Annotated in this window: 20 protein-coding genes; 17 read left to right on the top strand and 3 right to left on the bottom strand. The window is 53.3% G+C overall.

Annotated features, from left to right (window positions below; all coding sequences use genetic code 11):
• Window positions 1–182 precede the first annotated feature (182 nt).
• The 6 genes from IAE55_RS28065 (at window position 183) to mobB (ending at window position 4,638) form a co-directional block, all read left to right on the top strand.
• Window positions 183–851 carry a PspA/IM30 family protein gene (locus tag IAE55_RS28065; protein ID WP_145158840.1) on the top strand — a complete coding sequence of 223 codons (669 nt, stop codon included), beginning with the start codon at window positions 183–185 and terminating at the stop codon, window positions 849–851.
• Between the two features lie 110 nt (window positions 852–961).
• Window positions 962–1,366, top strand: a complete 405-nt coding sequence (locus IAE55_RS28070) for a DUF350 domain-containing protein (protein ID WP_076171403.1) — start codon at window positions 962–964, stop codon at window positions 1,364–1,366.
• A 49-nt stretch (window positions 1,367–1,415) separates the two neighbouring features.
• Window positions 1,416–1,922, top strand: a complete 507-nt coding sequence (locus IAE55_RS28075; RefSeq protein WP_116229915.1) for a DUF4178 domain-containing protein — start codon at window positions 1,416–1,418, stop codon at window positions 1,920–1,922.
• A gap of 14 nt (window positions 1,923–1,936) precedes the next feature.
• Window positions 1,937–2,698: a DUF4247 domain-containing protein gene (locus tag IAE55_RS28080; protein WP_200634502.1), complete on the top strand. Its 762-nt coding sequence runs from the start codon at window positions 1,937–1,939 to the stop codon at window positions 2,696–2,698.
• A 129-nt stretch (window positions 2,699–2,827) separates the two neighbouring features.
• Window positions 2,828–4,102: a molybdopterin molybdotransferase MoeA gene (locus tag IAE55_RS28085; RefSeq protein ID WP_200634470.1), complete on the top strand. Its 1,275-nt coding sequence runs from the start codon at window positions 2,828–2,830 to the stop codon at window positions 4,100–4,102.
• Window positions 4,099–4,638, top strand: a complete 540-nt coding sequence (mobB, locus tag IAE55_RS28090) for a molybdopterin-guanine dinucleotide biosynthesis protein B (protein ID WP_145158844.1) — start codon at window positions 4,099–4,101, stop codon at window positions 4,636–4,638. Before IAE55_RS28085 ends, mobB begins: the two co-directional genes overlap by 4 nt.
• 97 nt (window positions 4,639–4,735) lie before the next feature.
• On the opposite strand, the gene xerS is transcribed toward mobB, so the two are convergent.
• On the bottom strand, window positions 4,736–5,818 hold the full coding sequence (gene xerS / locus IAE55_RS28095) for a tyrosine recombinase XerS (protein ID WP_145158846.1): 1,083 nt from the start codon (window positions 5,816–5,818) through the stop codon (window positions 4,736–4,738).
• 184 nt (window positions 5,819–6,002) lie between these two features.
• Between xerS and IAE55_RS28100 the strand changes: the two genes are divergently transcribed.
• Window positions 6,003–6,491, top strand: coding sequence for a GNAT family N-acetyltransferase (locus IAE55_RS28100; RefSeq protein ID WP_145158848.1), 489 nt, complete (start codon window positions 6,003–6,005; stop codon window positions 6,489–6,491).
• 193 nt (window positions 6,492–6,684) lie between these two features.
• The gene (locus tag IAE55_RS28105; protein WP_145158850.1) at window positions 6,685–7,575 is read left to right on the top strand and encodes an aldo/keto reductase; all 891 of its coding nucleotides are present in this window, start codon (window positions 6,685–6,687) and stop codon (window positions 7,573–7,575) included.
• 157 nt (window positions 7,576–7,732) lie between these two features.
• Here the strand turns inward: IAE55_RS28105 and IAE55_RS28110 are convergent, their stop codons facing one another.
• Complete coding sequence (locus tag IAE55_RS28110) at window positions 7,733–10,075, bottom strand: helix-turn-helix transcriptional regulator (protein WP_145158852.1); 2,343 nt, start codon at window positions 10,073–10,075, stop codon at window positions 7,733–7,735.
• A 410-nt stretch (window positions 10,076–10,485) separates the two neighbouring features.
• Here IAE55_RS28110 and IAE55_RS28115 point away from each other — a divergent pair, with 410 nt between their 5' ends.
• Genes IAE55_RS28115 through IAE55_RS28130 form a run of 4 tightly spaced genes read left to right on the top strand, consistent with a single transcriptional unit; the run spans window position 10,486 to window position 15,776 of the window.
• A complete protein-coding gene (locus IAE55_RS28115; RefSeq protein ID WP_234489929.1) occupies window positions 10,486–11,475 on the top strand; it encodes an ABC transporter permease in 990 nt (329 codons plus the stop codon).
• A 30-nt stretch (window positions 11,476–11,505) separates the two neighbouring features.
• Window positions 11,506–12,393 (top strand): carbohydrate ABC transporter permease, encoded by an 888-nt coding sequence (locus IAE55_RS28120; RefSeq protein ID WP_145158854.1) that lies wholly within the window; start codon window positions 11,506–11,508, stop codon window positions 12,391–12,393.
• A gap of 38 nt (window positions 12,394–12,431) precedes the next feature.
• Window positions 12,432–13,964, top strand: coding sequence for an extracellular solute-binding protein (locus IAE55_RS28125; RefSeq protein ID WP_145158856.1), 1,533 nt, complete (start codon window positions 12,432–12,434; stop codon window positions 13,962–13,964).
• Window positions 13,965–13,997: 33 nt separating this feature from the next.
• Complete coding sequence (locus tag IAE55_RS28130; protein WP_200634471.1) at window positions 13,998–15,776, top strand: glycoside hydrolase family 35 protein; 1,779 nt, start codon at window positions 13,998–14,000, stop codon at window positions 15,774–15,776.
• 174 nt (window positions 15,777–15,950) lie between these two features.
• Here the strand turns inward: IAE55_RS28130 and IAE55_RS28135 are convergent, their stop codons facing one another.
• Complete coding sequence (locus tag IAE55_RS28135) at window positions 15,951–17,033, bottom strand: GntR family transcriptional regulator (protein ID WP_145158860.1); 1,083 nt, start codon at window positions 17,031–17,033, stop codon at window positions 15,951–15,953.
• A 521-nt stretch (window positions 17,034–17,554) separates the two neighbouring features.
• Between IAE55_RS28135 and IAE55_RS28140 the strand changes: the two genes are divergently transcribed.
• From IAE55_RS28140 to IAE55_RS28160, 5 genes are all read left to right on the top strand, one after another.
• On the top strand, window positions 17,555–18,472 hold the full coding sequence (locus IAE55_RS28140) for an ABC transporter permease (protein ID WP_373309561.1): 918 nt from the start codon (window positions 17,555–17,557) through the stop codon (window positions 18,470–18,472).
• Window positions 18,473–18,483: 11 nt separating this feature from the next.
• Window positions 18,484–19,380 (top strand): carbohydrate ABC transporter permease, encoded by an 897-nt coding sequence (locus IAE55_RS28145; RefSeq protein ID WP_105442276.1) that lies wholly within the window; start codon window positions 18,484–18,486, stop codon window positions 19,378–19,380.
• An 81-nt stretch (window positions 19,381–19,461) separates the two neighbouring features.
• Window positions 19,462–21,093 carry an extracellular solute-binding protein gene (locus IAE55_RS28150; RefSeq protein ID WP_145158864.1) on the top strand — a complete coding sequence of 544 codons (1,632 nt, stop codon included), beginning with the start codon at window positions 19,462–19,464 and terminating at the stop codon, window positions 21,091–21,093.
• A 61-nt stretch (window positions 21,094–21,154) separates the two neighbouring features.
• On the top strand, window positions 21,155–22,780 hold the full coding sequence (locus IAE55_RS28155; RefSeq protein ID WP_234489931.1) for a DUF4185 domain-containing protein: 1,626 nt from the start codon (window positions 21,155–21,157) through the stop codon (window positions 22,778–22,780).
• 67 nt (window positions 22,781–22,847) lie between these two features.
• Window positions 22,848–24,470: a hypothetical protein gene (locus IAE55_RS28160; protein WP_200634472.1), complete on the top strand. Its 1,623-nt coding sequence runs from the start codon at window positions 22,848–22,850 to the stop codon at window positions 24,468–24,470.
• Window positions 24,471–24,474 lie beyond the last annotated feature (4 nt).

The raw sequence follows: 24,474 nt of genomic DNA on the forward strand, positions 1-24,474 counted from the left end.
GGATCGGCTCCCGCGTTTTTTTAAACGGTAAACATAGCCTTGAATGAAGGCTCATTGCTGCTATATTATGGAAGATGAACAAACCCGAAAAAAATTTTGGCGATTTTTGAAACGGTCCTAAAACTGCTGCGTAAAAGAGTATCAAGAAGAACACATTAACCTTTCAGGAGGAACAAGAAACCATGGCTATTTTCAAAAGACTGCGCGATTTAACAATGTCCAATATTAATGCGATTATCGATAAGGCAGAAGACCCGATCAAGATGACGGACCAATATATCCGCGATATGACCGAAGATTTGGAAGACGCGGAGAAGGCTGTAGCCGCTCAAATCGCTATCGAGAAAAAATTCAAGCAGCTGTACGAAGAGCAGCAGGCGCTCGTTGAGAAGCGTACCCAGCAGGCACACACCGCAGCCCAGGCACAGAACGTTGAGCTGGCCCGCCGTGCGCTGGAAGAGAAAAAATCGGCTGAGCAGAAAATGAACGAATACAAAGCAAGCTACGACCAGAACAAGGCTTCGGCCGACAATCTCCGTGCCAAGCTTGAGGAAATGCGCAAGCAGCTCACCGAAATGAAGAACAAAAGAGAGACACTGGTAGCCCGCTACAATGCGGCCAAAGCGCAAACCGAAATCAACAAGGCGATGAACGGCTTCAGCACCGATTCTGCGACGAACGGCATGAAGCGGATGGAAGAGAAGATGCTGCAGATGGAGGCGCAAGCCGAAGCCAGCAACGAAATGTCCGCCAAAGGCAAATCGCTCGACGACGAGTTCGAACAGCTCGGCAAGGATAAAGAGGTCGAAGATGAGCTGGCAGCGCTCATGAAGCAGTACGATAACAAATAATCTGCCATAAACCGGGTATGATGAATAGCGAAGGGGAACATTTGTCATATTTCTCCTTCGCTTTTATTATGTATGAGTGAGACGTTGAGAAGATGTGGAGGCTAAGGTGGATGGATTTTAATATCATTAAAGGGATTCTGGTATGGACAGGTTCCGGGGCGATCCTGCTCTTTATTTTGATGTTTGTGGATTCGCTGTTTACCAAGTACAAAGATTTTGAAGAAGTGAAGGCGGGCAACATGGCGGTCACCTCGCGCCTGGTCATCAAGCTGCTGTCCCAGGGTTACATTCTGTCCGTTTCGATTCGGACCTCGAATAACCTGCTGGAAGCGCTTGTCGTATCGATCGTCTCCTTCTTGATCTTACTCGTGCTGGAAGCGATCGTGCGCGTCTTGATGAGATGGTGGGCAAAGCTTGACCTGGATACAGGTACACAGCAGGGCAAAGTGGGTTATGGCCTGTTTGCCGGTACGATCCATTTGGTAGGCGCCCTCATCATTACCGCCTGCCTGTAGCACGACCCCAATATATATTAAAGTTTGATTACCTAAGGAGTTATAGCATATGAGTGTATTTAAAAGAATCGGCAACCTGTTTGCCAAGCCGGAACCGCCGAAACCGGAGAAAAGCATGCTGGCGCTGATGCCGGGAGATATTTGCGAGGTATCGCTGGTCACATACGAAGTCATCGGACGCGTGCACAACCGCGGAAGAAACGCCGTTCTGCTCACGCTCCGGGACGGGAACACGATCGCTTACCTTCATATTGAAGAGCGCGAGACCTTGGAGTATGAATTGTACGCTCCCATCGACGGCCGGCTTGACAACCCTGCCGAAGTACCAACCGAAATCGAACTGGACGACCGGGTTTACTATATGGAAGAAGAATACATCGGTCATGTGTTGATTCAAGGCAAAACCCCGTTTACGCAAGGGGGAGAGCAGCACGTATGGCAGTACCAATCCGACGATTATCATCTGCTGCGGATCGAGTGGCAGAACGGACGTTTTATGCTGTATGAAGGAGAGAAAGTAATCCCAGGTGATGTGAAAGTCATCCGGGCCAATTAGAGGTGGGGCACATGATGGGTAAGAAGAGAAACAGGTTTCTCGGCCTGAAGCTTCTGCTTGTCGCCAGCCTTGTGCTGTCTCTGCTGACCGGATGCGGCATCGGCTCGCCAAACGTCAAGGAGACATATCCGCTGGAGTCGGTGAACCGCGACGGTAACGCTACGTCGTATGTGTACCGGGCCGCGGACAAGACGGTTCCCGAGGTTGCGAAGGAGCTGACGGACGAGAAGAAGCCCGACCAGATGTCGCCGGAAGATGCCGACCGGATGTTCCTGGTGTATGGTAACGAATGGTACCATCTGCAGAAAGATACCGCCAAGCCAAGCGATACGCTGATCGAAATCGACTCGCAGCAGTATGTGCAGCGGAATTACGATTCAAGCTTCCTTCAGGGATATCTGACGGCCGCGCTCATCGGACAACTCTTTGATTCGTTCGGCGGGGGTGGCTCTTACCGGGGGTATACGAGCAGAGACATTTATCAGCCGAAGCAGGGAACCTACCACAAGCCGACGACCAACGATAAAAAAGTGGCGCCGCCGCTGACGGTTGAGAAGAAGGGCTCGATTCTCCGCCGCGGCAAAAACAGCGACACGAATCCGAGCGTCGGTTCCGGAGGCAGCATTTTTGACCGGAAGAAGGATACCAAGACTCCGAGCAGGGGCAGCATTTCAAGGGGCGGCAGCAGCGGCTCCGGCCTGTTTGATGCACCGAAGCGGTCGTACACGAAGCCGAAAACCCGCGTCGGATCGGGCAAGATCACAAGGCGCAGGTGACGGCTGGCTGCAAGCGAATATCCTGATGCCGTGTTCACGGCAGACGAAAACGCACGAAGCATGGATTCGTGCGTTTTTTTGTGTCATGATAGACAGAGGAGACATTCAGCAACGGAAGGATGATACATAATGGATCAGACACGAACCGATTACGATAAATTTCACCGGAAACCGATGCAGGTCAAGGATGCCCAAAGGCTGATCGCCGGGTATGTCGAGGCAGGCGCTGTAGAAACGGTACCGCTGGCGGAGAGCGTCGGGCGCTTTCTGGCCGAGCCCGTTACCGCCCCGCATCCGTTTCCGCGGTTCCGCCGCTCCGGAATGGACGGGTACGCGATATGTTCAGCCGACACCGCTTCTTGCAGCTCGGACGATCCGGTCTGGCTGGAAGTCATCGATGAGATTCCTTGCGGCAGCGTGTCCAGCCAAGTGATCCGGCCGGGGACGGCTGCGCGGATCATGACGGGCGCCGAAGTGCCGGACGGCGCGGACGCCGTCGTCATGCTGGAGATGACAGAGCAGCGGGAAGAGGACGGAACGGCTCGGGTTGGACTGAAGCGAAAAATCCATAAGGGGCAAAACATTACCCCAATCGGCCTGGAGGTTCAGGAAGGACAGCTGCTGCTTAGCCCGGGGACCCGTATTTCGGCCGGGGAAATCTCGGTGCTGGCGACGTTCGGCATTCATCGTGTCCCGGTGTACCGCAAGCCGCGGATCGCGATTTTCTCGACGGGGTCGGAGCTGCTGTCCGTCGAAGAGCCGCTGCAGCCGGGGAAAATCCGCAACAGCAACACGTACATGCTCGCGGCCCAGGTGCGGGAAGCGGGGGGCGAGCCCTTTATTCTGGAAGCCATTATGGACGATTTGCAGCTGGCACAAGCACGGGTCGAGGAGGCGCTGCGGGAATACGATGCAGTCGTGACCAGCGGCGGTGTGTCGGTCGGAGACTACGACATTATGGGCGATCTCGTCCGCGGCGGCGGGGTGGAGATGCTGTATAACAAAATCGCCATGCGTCCCGGCAGCGTCACGACAGCGGCCGTGAAGGACGGCAAGCTGCTCTTTGCACTGTCCGGCAATCCCGGCGCCTGCTTCGTCGGCTTCGAGCTGTTCGTTCGGCCGACCATTCAGGGCATGATGGGAAGAAAGAATGCCTACCTTACGGAATGGTCAGCCGTCTTGGACGTCGACTATACCAAAGTGAACGCCTTTACCCGCTACGTTCGCGGAAGAATGGAAGTCCGCGATGGATTGGTGTATGCCGTTCCGGCAGCGGTGGACGAATCGAGCGTCATGGTGACGATCAAAGACAGCGACTGCTTGATCGTCATCCCGCCCGCCAAGGCAGTCACACCGGCCGGGTCCAAGGTGCAAATTTTGCTGCTTAAAGAGGGATCGAGATGAGCCGGCAAGAAGCGCTACCGCCCGTCTGGCAAATCGTCGGGTATAAGAACAGCGGCAAAACGACGCTCGTCTGCAGTCTCGTCGAGTTGCTTGCGGCCAAAGGCGTACGGACAGCGGTGATTAAGCACGACGCCCACGATTTCGACATCGATCATCCGGGAACGGACTCGTACCGGCACCGGAAATCGGGGGCGGGTGCAGTCGCCCTTGTGTCCTCGCGGCGTACGGCCGTGATCGAGGAAACAGAAACCGGGCTGGACGAGCTCATCGGGCGGTTTTCCGCATATGACATGATTTTTGTGGAGGGCTTCAAGCAGGCGGAGTACCCCAAACTCGTGATGGTCCGCAGCCAGGAAGACCATTCGCTCGTTTCCCAATTAACATCCGTGAATGCGATCGTCACCTGGCTTACCGATGACGCGATGAAGGGGAGCATGGATGTGCATCCGGGCTCCGTTCCGGTATTTGGCGTCAATGACACCGGCCGGATCACGGAATGGCTGCTTCACCATAGTAAGCACGGTACGACGGAATGAACGGAAACTAATCGTTTGCAATAAAAAAACAGCACGCCCATCCTGAATATACCGGATGCGGCAGTGCTGCTTTTTATTGTGACCGCGCCTAAAGCCGTTACGGTTCCAGCCTCCGCTCAATCGCCTCGGACATCGTTTTGTCCGTAAGATGGGCGTAAACCTCAGTCGTTTCGGTTGAGGCGTGGCCGAGCTGCTCCTTCGTTTTGTAAATATCGTTCTGCAAATAATAGTCGGTGGCGAAGGAATGCCGGAGCTTATGTACGGTGAGATAAGGCTTGCCGAAGCGCTTGGCATACTTGATGATCATCGCTTGGATCGCCCGTTTGGTCATGCGTCCGCCTTCCTGATGCCCGTTCGGAAGCGCTGCAAACAGTGCTTTTTCCCGCTTGGGCACCTTGTATCTGGACTGACGAAGGGTAAGGTACTGGGCCAAATCATCCTTGGCCTGCTCGCGGAAATAGACCGGGGTCTTGAACGTCTCGTCGTTATTGCCCTTCCGGTACACATACAGCATCTTGTTGTTCATGTCCAGATCATCGACATTCAGGTTAACGACCTCGGACACCCGAAGCCCCGAATTCAAAATCAGGCTGGCAATGCAGGCGTCGCGTTCCTTATTCAGTTCATGGGCGTGGAGCGCCTGCTTGTTATTGGCGACATCCTTTGCGTAGCCGTCCATAATATAACCGATAAACTCCAGCAGCTCGTCTTCCTCGAGGATCTTCCCTTTCAGCTTGGCGGCCGTGTCTTTTGGTTTGTGGATCCGTTTGATCTCCACTTTCGCCATAATGTTGCGCTTCAGGAGCGGATAAAAGTTGTCATCCTCGGCAATTTGGCTTAAGTAATGAAACAGGGAGCGCATGGAAGAAAGCTTGCGGGAGACGGTAATTTTGGAGTTGGCACTCTCCCGGCGGGTCGTTAGATACAAGCGATAGCTGACGACGTCTTCCATCCGCAGCACCTCCAGCTCTTCCAGCGTTACCTTGCCGTTGTCCGGCGCAGCGGACAATCCTTCGGCCCGCAGCCAGTTGAAGAACGTTTCGTAATCCCGGATATATTCAAGCAAAGTGGACGGCGACAGATCAGGCAGCTTGTAATCGATAAATTGCTGGACGTACCAAGGCATGGTCAGCACTTTGTCGTCGAGCTTTTTCCGGTCTTGTTCCTTTTGAACGTTCATCGTCATCCCTCATCTTTCCTTTTCTTCGTATCTTTTTATATTAACACAATGTGCGAACAGATGTCCGCTTCAATTACGTATATGTCAAGGAATCCGTCCGCGTATAACCTTGCCCGTCCGTTGACAAAGTTATATAGTGGAAATGAAGTCAGGATCGTGAACAGGAAAATAGGAAGGTGAAGTTATGGAGTTCAGGCTGGACCTGGTTCCGCATAAGCGCAGGCAAGTGATCTACAATTTGATGCAGCTGTATATGTACGATTTTTCCCGCTACCAGGATATCGTGGTGGATGATAACGGCAAATTTCCCGAATACCCGGGAATCGATGAGTACTGGCGCAGGGGAACCGGCAAGCATGCTTTTTTGATTTCTTACGACAAAGTGCCGGCCGGTTTTGCGCTGGTGGACCGGTTGTACGACCCGATGGAAGGCGACTTTTACATGACGGAGTTTTTTATTATGCAAAAATACCGCCGCACCGGCATGGGAACCTGGGCTGCGCAGGCGCTGTTCGATCGGTTCAAGGGCAGATGGAAGGTGACCCAGATCAAAAACAATCTGCCGGCCCAGGCCTTCTGGCGGAAAGTGATCGGCAGCTACACGAACGAGCGGTATTCGGAAAAGGTTCACCCGCAGTATGGCAATATCAGCCAATATTTCAGCAGTTTATAGATGGATCTGAATACATAGGCTCTCGTTGGCAGGGAAATCGAGCATTTCTTGAATCGGAGCGGGCCGGGGAGGAAGAACCGTCCATGCCAGCGGTTTAGCAACCCTCCGCTTCGGGTAAACATCTCATATACTGTGTAAATGTCACTTCGTATCTATGAACGCATCCAATTATGAAACCAGGGAGGATTTCATTATGGAAAGACGGGCATTCGGCAATACAGGCATGGAAGTGAGTATTTTGGGCTTTGGCGGCGCGGAGATCGGCAAGGAAACGGACCTTTCCAAAGTCGAGCAGCTGCTGGGCAGCGCGCTTGATGCGGGACTGAACATGATCGATACGGCGGAGTGCTACGGCGACAGTGAGGAGCTGATCGGCAAAACGATGGCGAACCGCCGCAGCGAATATTATTTATTCACCAAGTGCGGACATGCTTCCGGTTTGGATTATAAAGATTGGGACCCTGAGCTGCTGGAGAAAAGCATCGACCGCAGCTTGAAGCGGCTGCAGACCGATTACGTCGACTGTATCCATCTGCACAGCTGCTCGGAGGATGTGCTGAGACAGGGCGCGGTGATCGAGGTGCTGCAAAAGGCCAAGCAGCAGGGAAAGACGCGGTTTATCGGATACAGCGGCGATTCGATTGACGCATTGTATGCGGTACAAACCGGCGTGTTTGACAGCTTGATGGTGTCGCTCAACATCGCCGACCAGGAAGTGATCGATCTGACGCTGCCCGAAGCGCGTAAGCGGGGAATGGGGATCATCGCCAAGCGGCCGATCGCCAACGTAGCCTGGACTTACGACAAGCTCCCCGAGAACGCCTACCCATATAAATACTGGCAGCGGCTGAAAGAGCTGCAGTATGACTTTCTGCGGGACAACGAGCAGGCGGTGGCGGATGCCCTTCATTTTACGCTGGATACGCCCGGGGTGGATACCGCGATCGTGGGAACGAACAAGCCCGGGCGCTGGTCGCAGAACGCTGAGATGCTTGCAAGCACGAGCCTGAGCCATGATAAGTACCAGGAGATCCGGGCGCGCTGGAAGGAAGTGGCCCCGCGGGACTGGGTGGGTCTGACGTAAGCAGATCAGCCTGACGTAAGGCGTCCCGGGGTTATACGGCTCATGACGAAGCGCTATTAACCTTAATGAATTGCCCGATAGAGAAGGCTCCCTCTGGAACACTTCAAGTTCCGGAAAGGAGCCTTTTTTGCATGCCCGGAGACCGGGAGAACCACTCTTATTCAGCCTTTCCCAGCTTCGTTTCGCTAAATTGAAGACGGTACTGCCCAGGCGTCATTCCCTCAAGCTTTTTAAACATCCGGTTGAAATACGGAGGCTGATAGCCTACGGATTTGGCGATTTCGATCATTTTGAGGTCGGTCGTCAGCAGAAGCTTTTTGCAGCGGCCGATTTTGAGCGCCGTTAAATAATCAATGTAATTCGAGCCGGTCATTTGGCGGAACGCCTTGCTGAGATGCGACACGCTGACTCCTGCTTCCATGGCGAACGTCTCAAGGGAGATATCGCACATGTAATTGTCGTGAATGGTTGCCAGCACCTGGTCCACGATATCCTTCATGGCATGCTGGTAGCTCTTGGACAGCATGTCGATGTATGGCCGAATCACCCGTTTACCGAACCACTGGATACACGCCTCAGCGTCCCTAAGCGTCCTCAGTTCTTCTTCCAGCTGGACGCCGTCAAAGAGGGCGTACGGGTTATGTCCCGACTGCAGCATGGACCGGTACAGGCTGCTCTTCAGGCGCATCAGTCCCTGGTGGACGACCCATTCCGGGGCGCCTTCATTTTTCAGAGCGGTTACGAACCGCTCCAGGATGTCGGCTGCCTCGCGTTCCAGCCCGAGGTTCAGCGTATGCGTAAATTCCTGCTCCAGATCGTATGGAAAATCGACTTCGGGATTGGCCTGCTCAAGCACGGCGGTTGCATCCAGCAGCTGGCTCTCCGACGTAAACGTGCGGTAGCTGAGCGCTTTGCGCGACTGTTCCAGCAGGTAAGGAATGTCCATCCACAGCGGCGCCGGGCCGTTTACGACGATTGTCGACGGCATGCGCAGCACATGCTCCAGCGTGCGGAGCATTTCCCCGCCAAGCCGGAGCAGTTCGTCCCGCGCATCGTCCATGGCGGCGGTTTCCGGAAATATCAGCACCGCGGCAATCGAACCGTCGAGCAAATCGAGCGTATGCACATAGGCGGCCGACGCCTCCGATATTTCGCCGACGATGTTGATGGCCGCGTAGGTGATGAGCTGGCTGTCCTTTTCTGTCAGGGGAGCCTTGTGACCGTCAAGTCCGTGCAGCTGGCAGACCACGACCGAAAACAGGCAGCCTGTCACGTCGAGCTGCAGGGCGCGAAGCTTTTCGATCATTTCCGTCTCTGATAAATGGGCGGCTTGTCCCAGCACAAACTGGTTGATCAGCGCTTCCCTGACTTTGGGAGTGGATTGATCCAGCCGGCTCTGCAGCGACTCGTTGGCAAACCGGTACTGCTGCCATTTTGCCTCGATATAGGCCATTTCGTCGGACGGGTCGGCGTCTTCATCCGTTTTGCCGTCCCTGACCAGATCCATGACTTTGCGGAACGGCTGATAGAAGCGGTTGGACGCAAACCAGCTCAGACCGAGCGCGGCGATGAGAGACACGATCCAGTAGACGACCACCACATGCGTATACGCACTGTTGGGCGCAGTGACTTTGGATGACGGGGTACCCGTCACAAAGGTCCAGATCCGGTTCATCTTTTCAAAAGAAACCGCATTCATGAGGAACTGCTCATGATCCGCACGGATTTGAAAGCGCGACTGGCTGTCATACGTGCGCTTGGTCGAGCCGAGCTGTTCCATGATCCGCGGCAGCAGCTCGGGATACGATTTAGCGGCATCCGACTGACCAATGACTACGTCGCTGCCATCGAGAACATAGGCCGCCTGGTCGGGGGTCACGTTCAATTGAAGCATGGCCGGGTTGACGTAGAGGACGAGCGCCCCGTAAGAGGTTTGGCCGTTAAAAGGCAGCTTCATGACGATCGCATGCTTGGAGCCGCTGCGCCCAAACGGCCGGGTGAGATGATTCGTCCAGAAAATGCCCTTATCCCCGTTCATGAGACTGTTCCAAACGGCACGATCTGCCGGATCGTCCAGCGTGCGCAGGCCGAGGACGGGCTGCAGCAGCACATTCTGCTTCGGTATGTACAAATAAGCCTGATCGATCAGCGATTCCCCGTTTTCGATCAGCGACATCGTGTCCAGCAGTTCCTGGGTTTTTTCGAACTCATCGACATAGTTCATGTCCGCGATCGCGGGCTTAAAGATGGGGTTGGCCATCATATGCAGGGCGTACTGTACCAGCTGGGCGAACTGGCCGTCGATTCTGCGCACGGATTCCCGCAGCATGATCTCGTTATTTTGCTGATACTGCTGGATTAGGTACCGGTTGCCGACATACCCGCCAATGCAGCTGACGATCGTGATCGGAATACAGGTCAGCAGGATCGCAAGCGCGATGCTTCTCCAGTATACGGTCCCTTTCGATGCGAACCTTTTCGCCAAGTAGTCTCTCAACATGGTATCCACTCCCGCTCGTTTGCTTCCGCCCTGAATCTTGATTATGACGATAGTATGTCTATCATAACGAACGGCAGCGGGGTTGAATAGACCTGTAACCCATGAATTTCCGCCAGTCAAAAAAGTGCAATCCCCAGAAACGGATATGCGGAAATGATTGATCGAAAGCGGCCTCGGCCGCTTCGATTAAAGAATAGGGCATGACCATGGGTGTGGCGCCTGTTCTAACGGGAAAGAAAATCGAATTGCCGGAAATCCGGCCGCTCCCTAATATGATTCACATAAGCGGCCACAGGGCGGCAGGCTCACAACCTCCGGATGGATATTAACCCGGGCAGCAGCCAGCCATCCCGATTGCCGCGGACCGGCAAGCAGGGGACCGACATTTTTGACGAAAGAGAGGGAGCGCGATGAGCGAAACATCGATGGGCGGGCAGTCCGAGCGGCGATCCGCCCCGGGGAAATCTGCCCCGCTAAGGGAGATCACCCTGAAGAAGCGGAGGCTGTGGCCGGATCTTCGGCGCGACAAGTATTTGTATTTACTGGCCATGCCGGGGCTGTTGTTTTTCATTATTTTTAAGTACATCCCCATTACGAATCTGGTCATTGGCTTCCAGGATTATTCCCCTTACCTGGGGATCATGGGCAGCAAGTGGGTCGGATTTGAGCACTTTGTCCGCTTTTTCTCCAACCCCGATTTCTGGATGCTGCTCCGCAATACGCTGGGCATCAGTCTGATGAATCTGGTATTCTTCTTCCCGGCTCCGATTATTTTGGCCCTGATGATGAACGAAGTGAGAAATCAGATCATGAAGCGGTCGGTTCAGTCGCTGATCTATATTCCGCATTTTCTGTCCTGGGTGCTGATTTACGGGCTGACGTATTTGATGTTCTCCCAGTCAGAAGGGCTGATCAACAAGCTGCTGGAGGCAAGCGGGAGGAGCACCGTCGATATTTTATCGAATCCGCATTATTTCTGGGGCATGCTGACGGTTCAGTCCATTTGGAAGGAAGTAGGGTGGGGTACGATCATCTTCCTCGCGGCGATCGCGGGCGTCGATCCCCAGCAGTATGAAGCAGCTGTCATGGACGGTGCCGGGCGGTTCCGCCGGATGTGGCATATTACGCTGCCCGCGATGCGCAATGTCATTATGATCCTGTTCATTTTGCGCCTCGGCACGATTATGGATACCGGCTTCGAGCAGGTGTACCTGATGATGAACGCGGCGGTTACGGAGGTGGCCGAAGTGTTCGATACCTATGTTTACCGGGTCGGCATTCGCCAAGGCGAGTTCAGCTACAGCACGGCCATCGGCCTGTTCAAATCGGTCGTCGGCGTCGTCCTGGTCGTCCTTGCGAACAAGGCGGCTAAACGCCTGGGTCAAGACAGCTTGTATTAAGGTAAAACTTCGAAAGGAGAGTTGCAGCGGATGGAACTGTCCCTGACCTGGAAAGACCGCCTGTTCAGCCTGTCCAACGGCGGGCTGCTGATTCTGTTCAGCCTGGCCATGGTGTTTCCGATTTATTATACGATTGTGCTTTCGTTTACGGATCCGACAGAGTATTATACGAGGGATTTGATTTTGTGGCCGCATCACTGGTCGCTGGACGCGTACCGCTATCTGCTCGGCAACGGCTTGTTCGTCAATTCGGTCCTGATCAGCCTGTTTCTGGCGACTGTGGGCACGCTGCTGAGCCTGCTGGTGACAGGGGGGCTGGCCTATGCCATCTCGGTCCGCCGGCTCCGGTTCCGCAGGACGATGATGGTCATGATCCTGATTACGTTTTTGTTTACGCCGGGCCTTGTGCCACTGTACATGGTGGTCCGAAACCTCGGCCTGATCGACAGCGTCTGGTCGCTGATCTTGCCGTCGCTGACGAGCGGCTGGTACGTGCTGCTGATGAAAGGCTTCTTCGACAGCATCCCGGACAGCCTGGAAGAGGCTGCGCGGATCGACGGCTGCACCGAAATCAGCGTGTTCTGGCGGATTATCATTCCGTTGTCGCTGCCGGCGGTGGTCGCTTTCGGGCTGTTTTTTGCGGTGGGGTACTGGAACACCTATTTCAACGCGATCATGTTCATTAATGAGCAGAACAAATGGCCGCTGCAGGTGCTCCTGCAAAATATGCTCGTCGATCCGACGACGATGGGCGGCGGCGAGAACGCCAATATCAGCGTTACCATGAACCGGCAGATGCCGACAGAGACGCTCAAAATGGCCGCGGTAGTCATTGCGACGATTCCGATTATGCTTGTATATCCGTTCCTCCAGAAGCACTTCGCCAAAGGGGCGATGGTGGGCTCGGTCAAGGAATGAAGATATATAACAGGTAAATCCAAAGGAGGTTATTCTCTATGAAAAGACAAGCAGAACAGAGAGCAAGGCAATGGTTCATCAAAACGCTCGTTGTGGCGGTGGGCACCAGCCTGCTGCTGTCCGCCTGCAGCGGCGGGGGTAAAAGCGGTTCGGCGGATTCTTCGGCCCCGACCAAGATACAGATGCAAACGCTGAATTACGCGACGGAGTTTATCGACAATACGAATCCGATCTGGAAGGAATTTGAGAAGCGCACGAACACGCAGCTGGATATTACCTGGCTGTCGCCGACAACGTCCGAGGAGAAGATCAATGTCATGCTGGCATCCGGCGATCTGCCGGAGGTGACGTTCGTGGAATCGCTGCTGAATCCGCAGCTGCAAAAAATGATTGGCCAAGGCGTGTTCTGGGATCTGACCCCGTTCATCAAGGATTACCCGAACCTGAGTCAGCCCGCGCTCGCCGAAATGTGGACGGATTCGAAGGTCGACGGCAAAAATTACAGCATTCCCCGCTATTACCCGAGCTATGGAGGAGGGGCGTTCCCGATTCTGCGCAAGGACTGGATGGACAAGCTGGGACTGCAGACCCCGACCACCATGGACCAATTTTTCGACGTGCTGAAGGCGTTCAAGGAGAAGGACCCGAACGGAAACGGCCAGGCGGACGAAATTCCGTATGCCGCCAACAGTGATACGATGGGCTTTGTGTACGGGGTGTTCAACGGCGTGCAGGGTGCCTGGAAGCTGAAGGACGACAGGCTGGTGCCGACGATTACGGAAGACGCTTCGCGGGATGCGCTCCTCTGGATCAAAAAAGCGTATGACGCCGGACTGTTCCCGAAAGATTTCGCAATCCTGAAGTACTCCCAGACGGTCGACCTGATCCGCGGCGGCAAATCGGGCGGCACGTCGCAGTCGATGAACCATGCCTGGGTGACGGGCGCCAAAATCAGGGAAGTGGTGCCGACGGCGGATTACATGCCGATCACCTATCTGCAAAATGCGGAAGGGGAGAAATATACGCCATCCGGATCGCCGTATTACGGCGTGTACCTGATACCGAAAAAAGTGCCGGAAGCCAAGGTAAAGAAAATCCTTGAATTTTTCGATTACGCTTACGGCAAGGAAGGCAATGAGCTTGCAACTTACGGCATTGAAGGCGTCGATTACACGGTCGAGAACGGCCGCAAAATCCCGACGCCGCAGGCAGCCAAGGACCAGGTGGGCGACGGCAACATGAACAACCTGATCCACCTCATCAGCGACGATATGTCGATCGGAGCGGTCGGCATGCCGGACGACGTATACAACCGCAATGTGGAAATCGTCAATGAGCGCAAACAAATCAAAACACCGAACCCGGGCAACGAGCTGTACTCCGAAGCCTACAATAAATACTATCCGGAAATTTCGAAAAAAGTGAGCGATATGCGCACCAAAGTGATCATCGGCAAGGATACGATCGAAAACTACGATAAGCTCATCGAGCAGCTCCGAAGCGATCCGACACTGAAACAGGTTGCGGATGAGATGACAGAGGCTTATCATAAAAAAATGGAAAGAAAGTAACCTCCAAATCCCATTCATGAGAGAGGCGAAACGATGAGTGTACTAAGCGTTCAAGGCAAGCAGTTTGTGTGGGACGGCGAGCCCATCCGCCTGGTTTCCGGGGCGATCCATTATTTTCGGGTCGTTCCCGAGTATTGGCGGGACCGGTTAACGAAGCTGAAGGCTTGCGGCTTTAACACGGTGGAGACCTATGTGGCCTGGAATATCCATGAGCCCAGAAAAGGGGAGTTCGTGTTCGATCACGGGACGGATCTCGTCCGCTTCATCGAAACGGCCGGTGAACTCGGCCTGCATGTCATCGTAAGGCCCAGCCCGTATATTTGCGCCGAATGGGAGTTCGGCGGTTTGCCCGCCTGGCTGCTCAAGGAACCGGGCATCCGGCTTCGCTGCAATGACCACCGGTATTTGGGCCACGTCGATGCTTATTATGGCGTGCTGATTCCGAAGCTGGTTCCGCTGCTCAGCACGAACGGCGGGCCGATCATCGCGATGCAGATCGAGAACGAATACGGCAGCTATGGCAATGACAAGGCGTACCTGAACCATTTGAAGAAAGGGCTTACATCCCGCGGCGTGGACGTGCTGCTGTTCACCTCGGACGGGCCGGGAGATTTTATGCTGCAGGGCGGCATGGTGGAGGGCGTGCTGGAGACGGTCAACTTCGGGTCCCGTGCGGTTGAAGCCTTTCAGGAACTGGAAGCCTATCAGCCGGACAAGCCGTATATGTGCATGGAGTTCTGGAACGGATGGTTTGACCATTGGGGCAAGCCGCATCATACCCGCGATGCGGCGGATGCTGCGCGCGTGTTCGAGGACATGCTGGCGGCCGGCGCTTCGGTCAACTTCTATATGTTCCACGGTGGGACGAACTTCGGCTTTTACAACGGCGCGAACTGCGGGGAAGAAGGGTACGCGCCGACCGTCACCAGCTATGATTACGATTCCCCGCTGAATGAATGGGGAGAGCCGACAGAGAAATTTTATGCGGTCCGCGACGTTCTGGCCAAATACGTGGACCTGCCGGAACTGCAGCTTCCCGATCCGATCGAGCAGAAGAGCTACGGCGAGGTCCGCCTGACCGACCGGGTCGGCTTATTCGACTCGCTATCTGACCTGTCTGACGCGGTGGAGCGGGCTGTGCCGGAAACGATGGAGCAGCTGGATCAGGACTACGGCTTTATCCTGTACACGACCTTCGTCTCCGGGCCACGCGGCGAAGCCGACCTGATCCTGCAGGAAGTGCGGGACCGTGCACTCATTTTTGTCGACGGGGAGTACCGGGGCGTCGTGCAGCGCTGGGATGAGCAGCGCAGCCTGAAGCTGACGATTCCGGCCGGCGGCGCGAAGCTGCAAATTTTGGTGGAGAACCTCGGAAGGGTTAATTACGGGCCGTACATGCACGACCCGAAAGGGATTACCGAAGGGGTCCGGTTAGGCAATCAGTTTTTGTTCGGATGGACGATTCACACGCTTCCGCTGAACAACCTGGACCAGCTGGCCTTTGTTCCGCATCTGAAGGAAGAAGATGCCGCCGGCTTGGATGCTGCAAGCCAGAATACCCCGACATTTTACAGAGGCACCTTTGAGGTAAGCGGAACCGCCGATACCTTCTTGGACGTCACAGGCTGGACAAAAGGCGTCGCTTATATTAACGGGTTTAACCTCGGCCGGTACTGGGAGGTTGGGCCGCAGTCCACGCTGTATATCCCGGCACCGCTGCTGCGCGAAGGCCGGAACGAAATCATACTGTTCGAGCTGCACGGTACGCGGCAGTCATCCGTCACACTGGCGGATCAGGCAAAGCTGGGTTAATGCGGACAAAGTTAATTCCTGCAAGAAAGAGCAGCATGACATGAACGTATCATATAGAGCAGGAACATCATCTCCTGAAAGGGAAAAGGGAACGGCCTTAGGCGGCCGTTCCCTTTTTGATTTGTGGTTAGCTCAATTCATTATGTGAAAAATTCATAATAGAAAAGCAGAGCGTCATGGCTCTACGTTGGACCGGATCGACTCGCGGATGACGAGCTCCGTGGACAGCAATATTTTTTTGGATCCGCCGGACATGTCTTTGCTGCTCTCAAACAGCAGTTTTGCCCCTTCATAGCCCAGCATCTCGAAGGGCTGATTGACGGTGCTCAAAGATACTTTGGCATATTTCGAGCTTTCTACGTCATCGAAACCCATGATCGATATTTGCTCCGGAATGCTGACCCCTTGCTGCGTAAGCTGCCCGATCACTTCGAGCGCGCGTCTGTCGTTGACACAAAACAGGGCGGTGAGCTCGCCTCTTTGAATTTGCTGCAGCAGCTTCGCATAATCTAATTCCCGCTGAAGAAACAAGACATCGTCATCCGGCCCGAGCGAGGCGTCTGCCATGGCATGGCGGTATCCATTGTACCGTTCGACCTCGGTGCTCAGATGAAAATCATATGCGGCGAAACCGATCTTTCGGTGGCCCTGGGCGATTAAATACGCAACGGCCTCATAGGCGCCGTCATGGTTATTGCATGTAATGCAGTTGACCGGATAACCGGCAGGAAAGCGGTCGAGCATGACAAACGGGATCGACTTCTTCCGGATTTCGTTGAGGTACTCCCTTGCCGCGTCGGGATTGGCGGAATAAATCAGCAGCCCGCGGTTCTCGGACTGAATCAGCTTCAGGATCAGCTCCCGCTCCTGTTCGACATCATTTTCCACAAATTCAATGATAAGTTTGCATCCCTGCTGGTTTAGAAAGGATTGCACGCCTTTGATAATCTTCATATACGAACTGTCGTACATATCATTGCCGGAAATAATAAAGGTCACGTAATTGGACGTTTGGTTGACTGGTTCCGCCGGATTGGCGACAAAGCTGCCTTTTCCCCTGATCCGGTAGATGACGCCTTCATTGACGAGCTCCGCCAATGCTTTCCTTACCGTAATGGAGCTGACGTCCAGCAGCTTGGAGAACTCCGATTCGCTCGGAATCCGGTCATCCTTGCCAAGTTCGTTATTCTCGATTTGCGACAGTACATAATCTTTCACCAGCTGGTACTTGGGCAATGTTGTATCGTTCTTGCTCATGCAGGGTCACCTCTTATATGGACATATACTTAATTATAACGCATTGTTTGTTAAATAGTATACCAAGTGGTGCGAACTAACTCAACTTTATTGTATAAATCCGGGTCGAGTAGATAGGTTGTCTATGCGATTTATCTTGTAAATTGTTGATTTTATCCGGAAATATCAGATTTGTACTGGTGTGAATGAATGGTATACTAACAACGTTGTAATAAAATCATAAATCTATATATTGACGGACAAATTAGTATGTGATATCCTTCGCTTAGCATAATAACTCCGGGGAAAATGCATATGGTTTTACCTGCTTGATGAGTACGTTTAAGTTTTGTCTAACCGTCTTAACCGTTGCAGAGATTTAAGCTTGCACGCCTGTTTGAAAGCGTTTCGATCTCGGGGAGAAGGTATTTAACAGCATGAATTGAATGCGCTTTCAAAAGCGATCGTATCCGAAGTGGTTTTTCGGTGAAGAACGGCCGGAGTTCAAACGATGACTTGAAGTAACTAGAAAAGGGGTGTTTATGTTGGCGGCAACCAATAAAAAGCGATGGTCCAAACTGTGGAAACACCGATATCTGTACCTGATGGTGTTGCCCGGTATGATCACGGTGCTGGTCTTCAGCTACTTTCCGATGTATGGAATCACCATCGCCTTCAAGGATTACAACGCATCAAAGGGGATTATGGGAAGTCCTTGGGTCGGCTTTAAATATTTCACCACGTTTTTTCATGACCCGATGGCTTTCCGTGTGTTAAAAAACACGCTGCTTCTAGGTTTGTATACGCTGCTGTGGTCGTTTCCTGCACCTATTATCCTCGCCTTGTTATTTAACGAGCTGAGAAACAAGCATTTTAAAAAATTCGTCCAGACCGTTTCTTACTTTCCTCATTTTATTTCGGTAGTTATCGTTGCGGGGATGCTGAAGGACTTTACGGCGAGAGACGGCCTCTTCAACCAAATCATTACATACTTCGGCGGCACCCCGATCATGTTTCTGCTGGAGCCGGGTTATTTCCGGACGATCTTCATCTCTTCCGGCATATGGCAGGGGGTTGGCTTTGGAACAATCATTTACCTTGCCGCTTTGAGCGGGATCGACCCGACCTATTACGATGTGGCGGAAGTGGACGGAGCGAGCCGGTGGAAAAAGATCGTGCACATTACCTGGCCCTCGATCAAACCGACAACGATCATTCTGCTGATTTTTGCCTTGGGCGGAATTCTGGGATCCGATTTTCAGAAAATTATTCTGCTGTATTCGCCTGAAACTTACAGCGTAGCTGACGTCATTGGATCGTATGTATACCGTCAGGGGATCCTCGGCGCAAGATACGAGTACACCACGGCCATCGGATTATTTATGTCGGTCATCTCCTTTGTCATTTTGTACATTTCCAATTGGGTCAGCCGCAAAGTCTCGGAGACGAGTTTGTTTTAGGGGGGATAATCTTGAGAAAAATCAGCTTCGGTTCCAGAGTGTTTGACGCCTTTAATATTTTCATCATGCTGTTGATCCTTGTCGTTGTGCTGTACCCCATTCTGAATATTATCGCTACCTCCTTCAGCAGCGGGAAGTACATCGCCTCGGGAAGCGTTACGATTTGGCCGAAAGGCTTTACCGTACAGGCTTACGCAGACGTATTTAAAGACTCGCTCATTTATAAGGGGTATCTGAATTCCATCCTTTACGCGGTAGGTTCTACCGGTATTATGCTGCTGTTTACCTCGCTGCTGGCTTATCCGCTGACCATTCCCGGATTCGCGGGAAAGAAATTTATCACCATCTTTCTGATGATCACCATGTTTTTCAGCGGGGGCTTAATTCCTACTTACCTGCTGATGCGCAGTCTGCATCTGCTTGACACCGTTTGGGTCATGATCCTTCCCGGCGCGGTTGGAGCTTACAATGTGTTTTTGTTCCGAACCTTCTTTTCGAATGTGCCGGCAGAGCTGAAAGAATCGGCGGTCATGGATGGAGCCAACGATGTCGTCGTCCTGTTCCGAATCGTCCTACCGTTGTCGAAGGCATTGCTTGCGACATTTGCCTTGTTTGGTTTGGTAGGAAGCTGGAACAGCTGGTTTGAAGCGCTAATCTATCTTAAGGATCAGGATAAGTATCCGCTGCAAATGATTCTGCGAAACTATTTGTTTGCGCTGGATACCAACGCGATCCAAGGCAGGGTGGGCGCCGGTAACGTGGCCATCAATTCATCGGGATCAACGCTTGATCCGAAGGCGATCCGAATGAGCGTGATCATCATTACGATGTTCCCTATTATGGCGATTTACCCATTCTTTCAAAAGCACTTTACGAAGGGCGTATTAGTGGGAGCGATTAAGGGCTGACAACATATGTTCAACATGGATGTAAGAGGAAAAATTCTTTTACGCCATATTAAAATAATCAAATTTCAAGGAGGAATTGGGATGGTTAAAAAAGCAAAAATGCTCAGCCTGATCCTGGCTTGCATGCTGGCCTTTTCCGTAACGGCCTGCTCCAAGTCCGACGAGACTTCCAAGGATTCTGCGGATGGCGACACGTTATCTTTTTCTGTCACGCTTCCGTCGAGCGGGGTGGATAACGAGAACAGCATGATCGGCAAGGAATGGAAAAAGCAGATGGAAGCCAAGCTGGGCAAAAAACTGAATATTAAGTTTAATTATATTCCGTCATCGGAATATGACGAAAAAGTAAAGCTCATGATTGCGAGCGACGATTTGACGGATTTTTTCGTCACGCCATTATTTTACGATATCACGGACATGGCTGAACAAGGCCAAATTCTTGAGCTCAGCCAGTATAAGGATTTAATGCCCAACTATATGAACTATCTCAGCAAGGTGAAGAACGGCATGGCGCGTGTGACCAATCCCGAAGGGAAAATGTACTCATTCAAAGAAACTTCGACACCCAGATTTCCGGAGGATAAAGGCTTGCTGATTCAAAACGTATCCGCTTACAGATACGATGTATTCAAAGCGAACAACATCAAAATTCCGGTAACGCTGGATGAATTTTATGACGCGGCCAAAAAGCTGAAACAGCTGTATCCCGATAAGTACCCGGTGGATACGAAATGGAACAGTTTAAGATCGCTCTTCTCGGCGAATCACATCAAGGACGACATTTACTGGGATGGCAGCAAATACGTGTACGGCATTTTTAATGAAGGGTATAAAGACGCCCTTCAGTTCGCGAACAAGCTGTATTCGGAGCAGCTGCTGGATCCCGAGTATACGATTGATACGGACGACACGATCCGGAAGAAGGCGATGAATGGCGATACTTTCATGTGGCTGACCCAGTGGTTTACGGAGCCGGGAGATTACACAAGGAATGCGGATGACGGCAAAATATTTGCAGTTTCGCTGTACCCGGACAATCCGAAGTACGGAAAGGCATGGCAGGAAGCGACGAACGGAAATACCCCGGACCTGGGCTGGGCCACGTTCTGCATCAGCTCTAAAGCCAAAAATCCGGAAGAATTAATCAAGCTGATCGATTTACAGTATTCCGACGAAAACATCAGGCTCGTGACTTGGGGAATTGAAGGAACGACCTACAAAATTGGAGAAGACGGCAATCCGACCTTTATGGATTCGTTTAAAACGGCGAAGGATCCATGGCTGGAAGGGGATAAGTACGGGATCCGGGCAAGCAAAAATTATAACCCGGGTTTGCAAATGGTCAACGATGCCAGAGCATTTGTAGATTTTGCCGCAACGGATTATACCGTATTTAACGGCAAGTATGAGGAAGTCCCGCTTGAAAAGTCGCCTTATCTGACAAGTCTGCCAATGCCGAACAACGATTATGTCCCTTCGTGGTACAGCGAGCCGGCCATCCAGTTCACACCGGACGAAAGCCAGGAAATATCCGAGATCATGAATCCGATCAAAACGTTCGTTACGGAAGAGCAGGCAAAGTTTGTCGCCGGGAAGCAGAGCTTTGACAACTGGCCGAAATTTATCGATCAGGTTAAAAAAATGGGCGATATCGACAAAGTGTTGAAGATTTACAACGATGCGGCCCAAAGAGTCCAGTCCAAAACGTCCTAACCAACAGCATCGAGACCATTCCACCAATGACAAATCGACAAGAAGTCGGGAGGAAGCCGAGATGGTATTGAAGATGAAAATGTGGAAGCAGGCGGGTGCATGGACCTGCGCCGCGCTGCTGTTAGTCACGATGGCACCGGGCGTTACGCCGGCCCAGGCTGCAGGAAGTAGCGTCGAGCAAAAAACAGGCAGCACGCTAAAAAAGGTACAGGAGCCGTTCATGATCAAGGTCGTGGATGCCGCGACGGGCCGGGGCATTCCGCTGGTTGAGCTGAAGACGACGAATAACATTTTGTATTATACGGACAGTGCGGGCGTCGTGGCATTTGACGAACCGGGGTTGATGGATACGACGGTCTTCTTCCATATGTCCAGCGACGGCTACGAAATTCCCGCCGACATGTTCGGCAACCGCGGGCAGGCGGTCGAAGTTACGCCTGGCGGCAGCGTTACGCTACAGATGAACCGGGTCAACATTGCCGAGCGGCTGTACCGGGTGACCGGCCAGGGCATTTATCGGGACAGTCTGCTGCTCGGTTTGAATACGCCGATTCAACAGCCGGTTATCAACGGTCTGATTATGGGCCAGGATTCCGTGCAGACGATCGAATACAACGGGAAGCTGTACTGGTTCTGGGGCGATACGGACAGACCCGCCTACCCGCTGGGAAATTTCCGCACGACGGGCGCGACGTCGGAGCTGCCGCAAAACGGCGGGCTTGATCCGGATGTCGGCGTGAATCTGAAGTATTTTACCAAAGAGGACGGATTTGCCAAAAGCATGGTGCCGACGCTTCCCGACGGAGGAAACATGGCTTGGATTTTCGGTCTGATGACAGCAAAGGACAGCACGGGAAAAGAGCGTCTGCTAACGGGTTACACGACGTTAAACCCTGACATCGTTGCGCGCGGCATCCTCGTCTTCAACGATCAGACGGAGCAGTTCGAACAGGCTGTCCAGTTCCCTTCCAAGGACGATTGGCGCCATCCGGGCGGTCAGGCGACCTATTACGAGGAGAACGGCAAGGGCTACTGGCTGTTTACCGAGCACCGGATCCCGAACTTACGTGTGGCCGCCAGCTACGACGCCATCACCGACTATACCCAATACGAGTCGTTTACGTGCCTGACGCCGGGAGCGGCTTACGACGGCGCGAATACGTCCCTTGAGCGCGACCAGAACGGCAAGCTGGTATGGGGCTGGAAGAAGAACACCCCGGTGCTGACCCAGGATCAAGAAAAAGAATTGATCGGGTTTGGCCTGATCAAGGCGGACGACCCGCGCTACTATCAGCTGAAAGATGCCGATACCGGCGAAGAGGTTTCGCTGGCCCAAAGCTCCGTCGAATGGAATGATTACCGTCAGCGCTATGTCATGATCGGACAGCAGGTGATGGGCAAAACGTCGGTTCTCGGGGAAATGTGGTACGCGGAAGCAGACTCGCCCCAAGGCCCCTGGACGACGGCGAAGAAGATCATTACGCATAACAACTATACCTTCTATAACCCGGCCCAGCACAAGTTCTTCTTTAAAGACGGCGGACGCGTCATTTACTTCGAGGCGACCTATACGAATACGTATACAGACCATACGCCAACACCGCGCTACAACTACAACCAGGTCATGTACAAGCTGAATCTTGACGATCCGCGGCTTGGTCTTGAGCCAGTTCAGAACCGCAAGTGACGGCTGATGCGGAAGCGGACATTATTCGCTGATCCCAATAGGGCACTCCGCCCAGGAGGTAAACGAAATGAAATGGAAGCCTTGGAAAAGCGCGGGCATCTGGACCTGTGTCATGCTGACGGTCATGACGGCGCCGGGCGCCGCGATGGCGGCTCAGGCGGAAGGGAATAGCGCCATGCCGGATGTAAGCAGCGCTAAGAAAGTGGTTCAGAAGCCGTTTATGATCAAAGTCGTGGATGCCGAGACGGGTCGGGGGATTCCGCTGGTCGAACTGAAGACGACGAACAATATTTTGTACTATACGGACAGCGCAGGTGTCGTGGCTTTCAATGAGCCGGGCTTGATGGATCAAACGGTCTTTTTCCATATGTCGAGCGACGGCTATGAGGTGCCGACAGACATGTTCGGTTACCGCGGCCAGGCTGTTGAAGTGACGCCCGGCGGAAGCGTGACGCTGAAAATGGACCGGTTCAACATAGCTGAGCGGTTATACCGGGTCACCGGTCAGGGCATCTACCGGGACAGCGTCCTGCTTGGCCAGAAGCCGCCGGTCAAGGAGCCGCTCCTGAACGGGCTCGTGATGGGTCAGGACTCCGTCCAAACGATAAAGTACCGCAATCGGCTGTACTGGTTCTGGGGCGATACGGACAGACCCGCTTATCCCCTTGGGAACTTCCGTGTGACGGGTGCTACATCGAAGCTGCCGGAAAAAGGGGGTCTCGATCCCGATACCGGCATCGATTTGGATTACTTTACGAAAGAGGACGGTTTCGTTAAAAGCCTGGTTCCCCAGCTGCCTGACGGTGCCGGCATCGCCTGGGTGTTCGGCTTGATGACCGCCAAAGACGGCAGCGGGCAGGAACGCCTGCTCGCCGGGTACAGCACGCACAATCCCGAGCTCAGCGCCTTCGGCATTCTTGCCTTTAACGACGAGAAGAAGGAGTTCGAGCAGGTCGTCCAGTTCCCTTCCAAAGACGATTGGCGCCATCCGGGCGGCCAGGCGGCTTATTACGAGGAGGGCGGCAAGGGATACTGGCTTTTTACCGAACACCGGATGCCGAACCTGCGCGTGGCGGCAAGCTATGATGCCATCACCGATTATACCCAATACGAATCGTTTACGTGCCTGATGCCGGGAACGACTTACAACGGGGCCCAAACGTCCCTTGAACGCGGCGCGGACGGCCAGCTCGTATGGGGCTGGAAAAAGAACACCCCGCCGCTCACCCAGGTTCAGGAGAAGGAGCTGATCGATGCCGGGCTGATCCAGGCGGACGATCCGACCTACTTTCAATTAAAAGACGCCGATGCCGGCGAAGAGGTCCAAATCGCTTCAAGCTCCATCGAATGGAACGATTACCGGCAGCGTTACGTGATGATCGGGCAGCAGATGCAAGGCAAGTCCTCCGTGCTCGGAGAAATCTGGTACGCGGAAGCTCCCGCGCCTCAAGGCCCTTGGACCACGGCCAAAAAGATCGTCACGCATAACAACTATACTTTTTATAACGTGGCCCAGCATAAGTTTTTCAATAAGGAGGGCGGCCGGATCATCTACTTCGAGGGCACGTATACGAATACGTTCACCAATCATGTCCCGACGCCGCGTTATAACTACAATCAGGTCATGTATAAGCTCGACTTGGCCAATCCGAAGCTTGGGCTGACACCGGTCCAGGGAACGAGTGGTTAATAGA

It is taken from the genome of Paenibacillus sp. S28 (genome assembly GCF_016624415.1).
Classification (GTDB): Bacteria; Bacillota; Bacilli; order Paenibacillales; family Paenibacillaceae; genus Paenibacillus_AQ; species Paenibacillus_AQ favisporus.

What these genes read in the sequence shown, in the direction of transcription:
- IAE55_RS28065 (WP_145158840.1), top strand. Translation starts at nt 183, where the DNA reads ATGGCTATTTTCAAAAGACTGCGCGATTTAACAATGTCCAATATTAAT.
- IAE55_RS28070 (WP_076171403.1), top strand. Translation starts at nt 962, where the DNA reads ATGGATTTTAATATCATTAAAGGGATTCTGGTATGGACAGGTTCCGGG.
- IAE55_RS28075 (WP_116229915.1), top strand. Translation starts at nt 1,416, where the DNA reads ATGAGTGTATTTAAAAGAATCGGCAACCTGTTTGCCAAGCCGGAACCG.
- IAE55_RS28080 (WP_200634502.1), top strand. Translation starts at nt 1,937, where the DNA reads ATGGGTAAGAAGAGAAACAGGTTTCTCGGCCTGAAGCTTCTGCTTGTC.
- IAE55_RS28085 (WP_200634470.1), top strand. Translation starts at nt 2,828, where the DNA reads ATGGATCAGACACGAACCGATTACGATAAATTTCACCGGAAACCGATG.
- mobB (WP_145158844.1), top strand. Translation starts at nt 4,099, where the DNA reads ATGAGCCGGCAAGAAGCGCTACCGCCCGTCTGGCAAATCGTCGGGTAT.
- xerS (WP_145158846.1), bottom strand. Translation starts at nt 5,818, where the DNA reads ATGAACGTTCAAAAGGAACAAGACCGGAAAAAGCTCGACGACAAAGTG.
- IAE55_RS28100 (WP_145158848.1), top strand. Translation starts at nt 6,003, where the DNA reads ATGGAGTTCAGGCTGGACCTGGTTCCGCATAAGCGCAGGCAAGTGATC.
- IAE55_RS28105 (WP_145158850.1), top strand. Translation starts at nt 6,685, where the DNA reads ATGGAAAGACGGGCATTCGGCAATACAGGCATGGAAGTGAGTATTTTG.
- IAE55_RS28110 (WP_145158852.1), bottom strand. Translation starts at nt 10,075, where the DNA reads ATGTTGAGAGACTACTTGGCGAAAAGGTTCGCATCGAAAGGGACCGTA.
- IAE55_RS28115 (WP_234489929.1), top strand. Translation starts at nt 10,486, where the DNA reads ATGAGCGAAACATCGATGGGCGGGCAGTCCGAGCGGCGATCCGCCCCG.
- IAE55_RS28120 (WP_145158854.1), top strand. Translation starts at nt 11,506, where the DNA reads ATGGAACTGTCCCTGACCTGGAAAGACCGCCTGTTCAGCCTGTCCAAC.
- IAE55_RS28125 (WP_145158856.1), top strand. Translation starts at nt 12,432, where the DNA reads ATGAAAAGACAAGCAGAACAGAGAGCAAGGCAATGGTTCATCAAAACG.
- IAE55_RS28130 (WP_200634471.1), top strand. Translation starts at nt 13,998, where the DNA reads ATGAGTGTACTAAGCGTTCAAGGCAAGCAGTTTGTGTGGGACGGCGAG.
- IAE55_RS28135 (WP_145158860.1), bottom strand. Translation starts at nt 17,033, where the DNA reads ATGAGCAAGAACGATACAACATTGCCCAAGTACCAGCTGGTGAAAGAT.
- IAE55_RS28140 (WP_373309561.1), top strand. Translation starts at nt 17,555, where the DNA reads ATGTTGGCGGCAACCAATAAAAAGCGATGGTCCAAACTGTGGAAACAC.
- IAE55_RS28150 (WP_145158864.1), top strand. Translation starts at nt 19,462, where the DNA reads ATGGTTAAAAAAGCAAAAATGCTCAGCCTGATCCTGGCTTGCATGCTG.
- IAE55_RS28155 (WP_234489931.1), top strand. Translation starts at nt 21,155, where the DNA reads ATGGTATTGAAGATGAAAATGTGGAAGCAGGCGGGTGCATGGACCTGC.
- IAE55_RS28160 (WP_200634472.1), top strand. Translation starts at nt 22,848, where the DNA reads ATGAAATGGAAGCCTTGGAAAAGCGCGGGCATCTGGACCTGTGTCATG.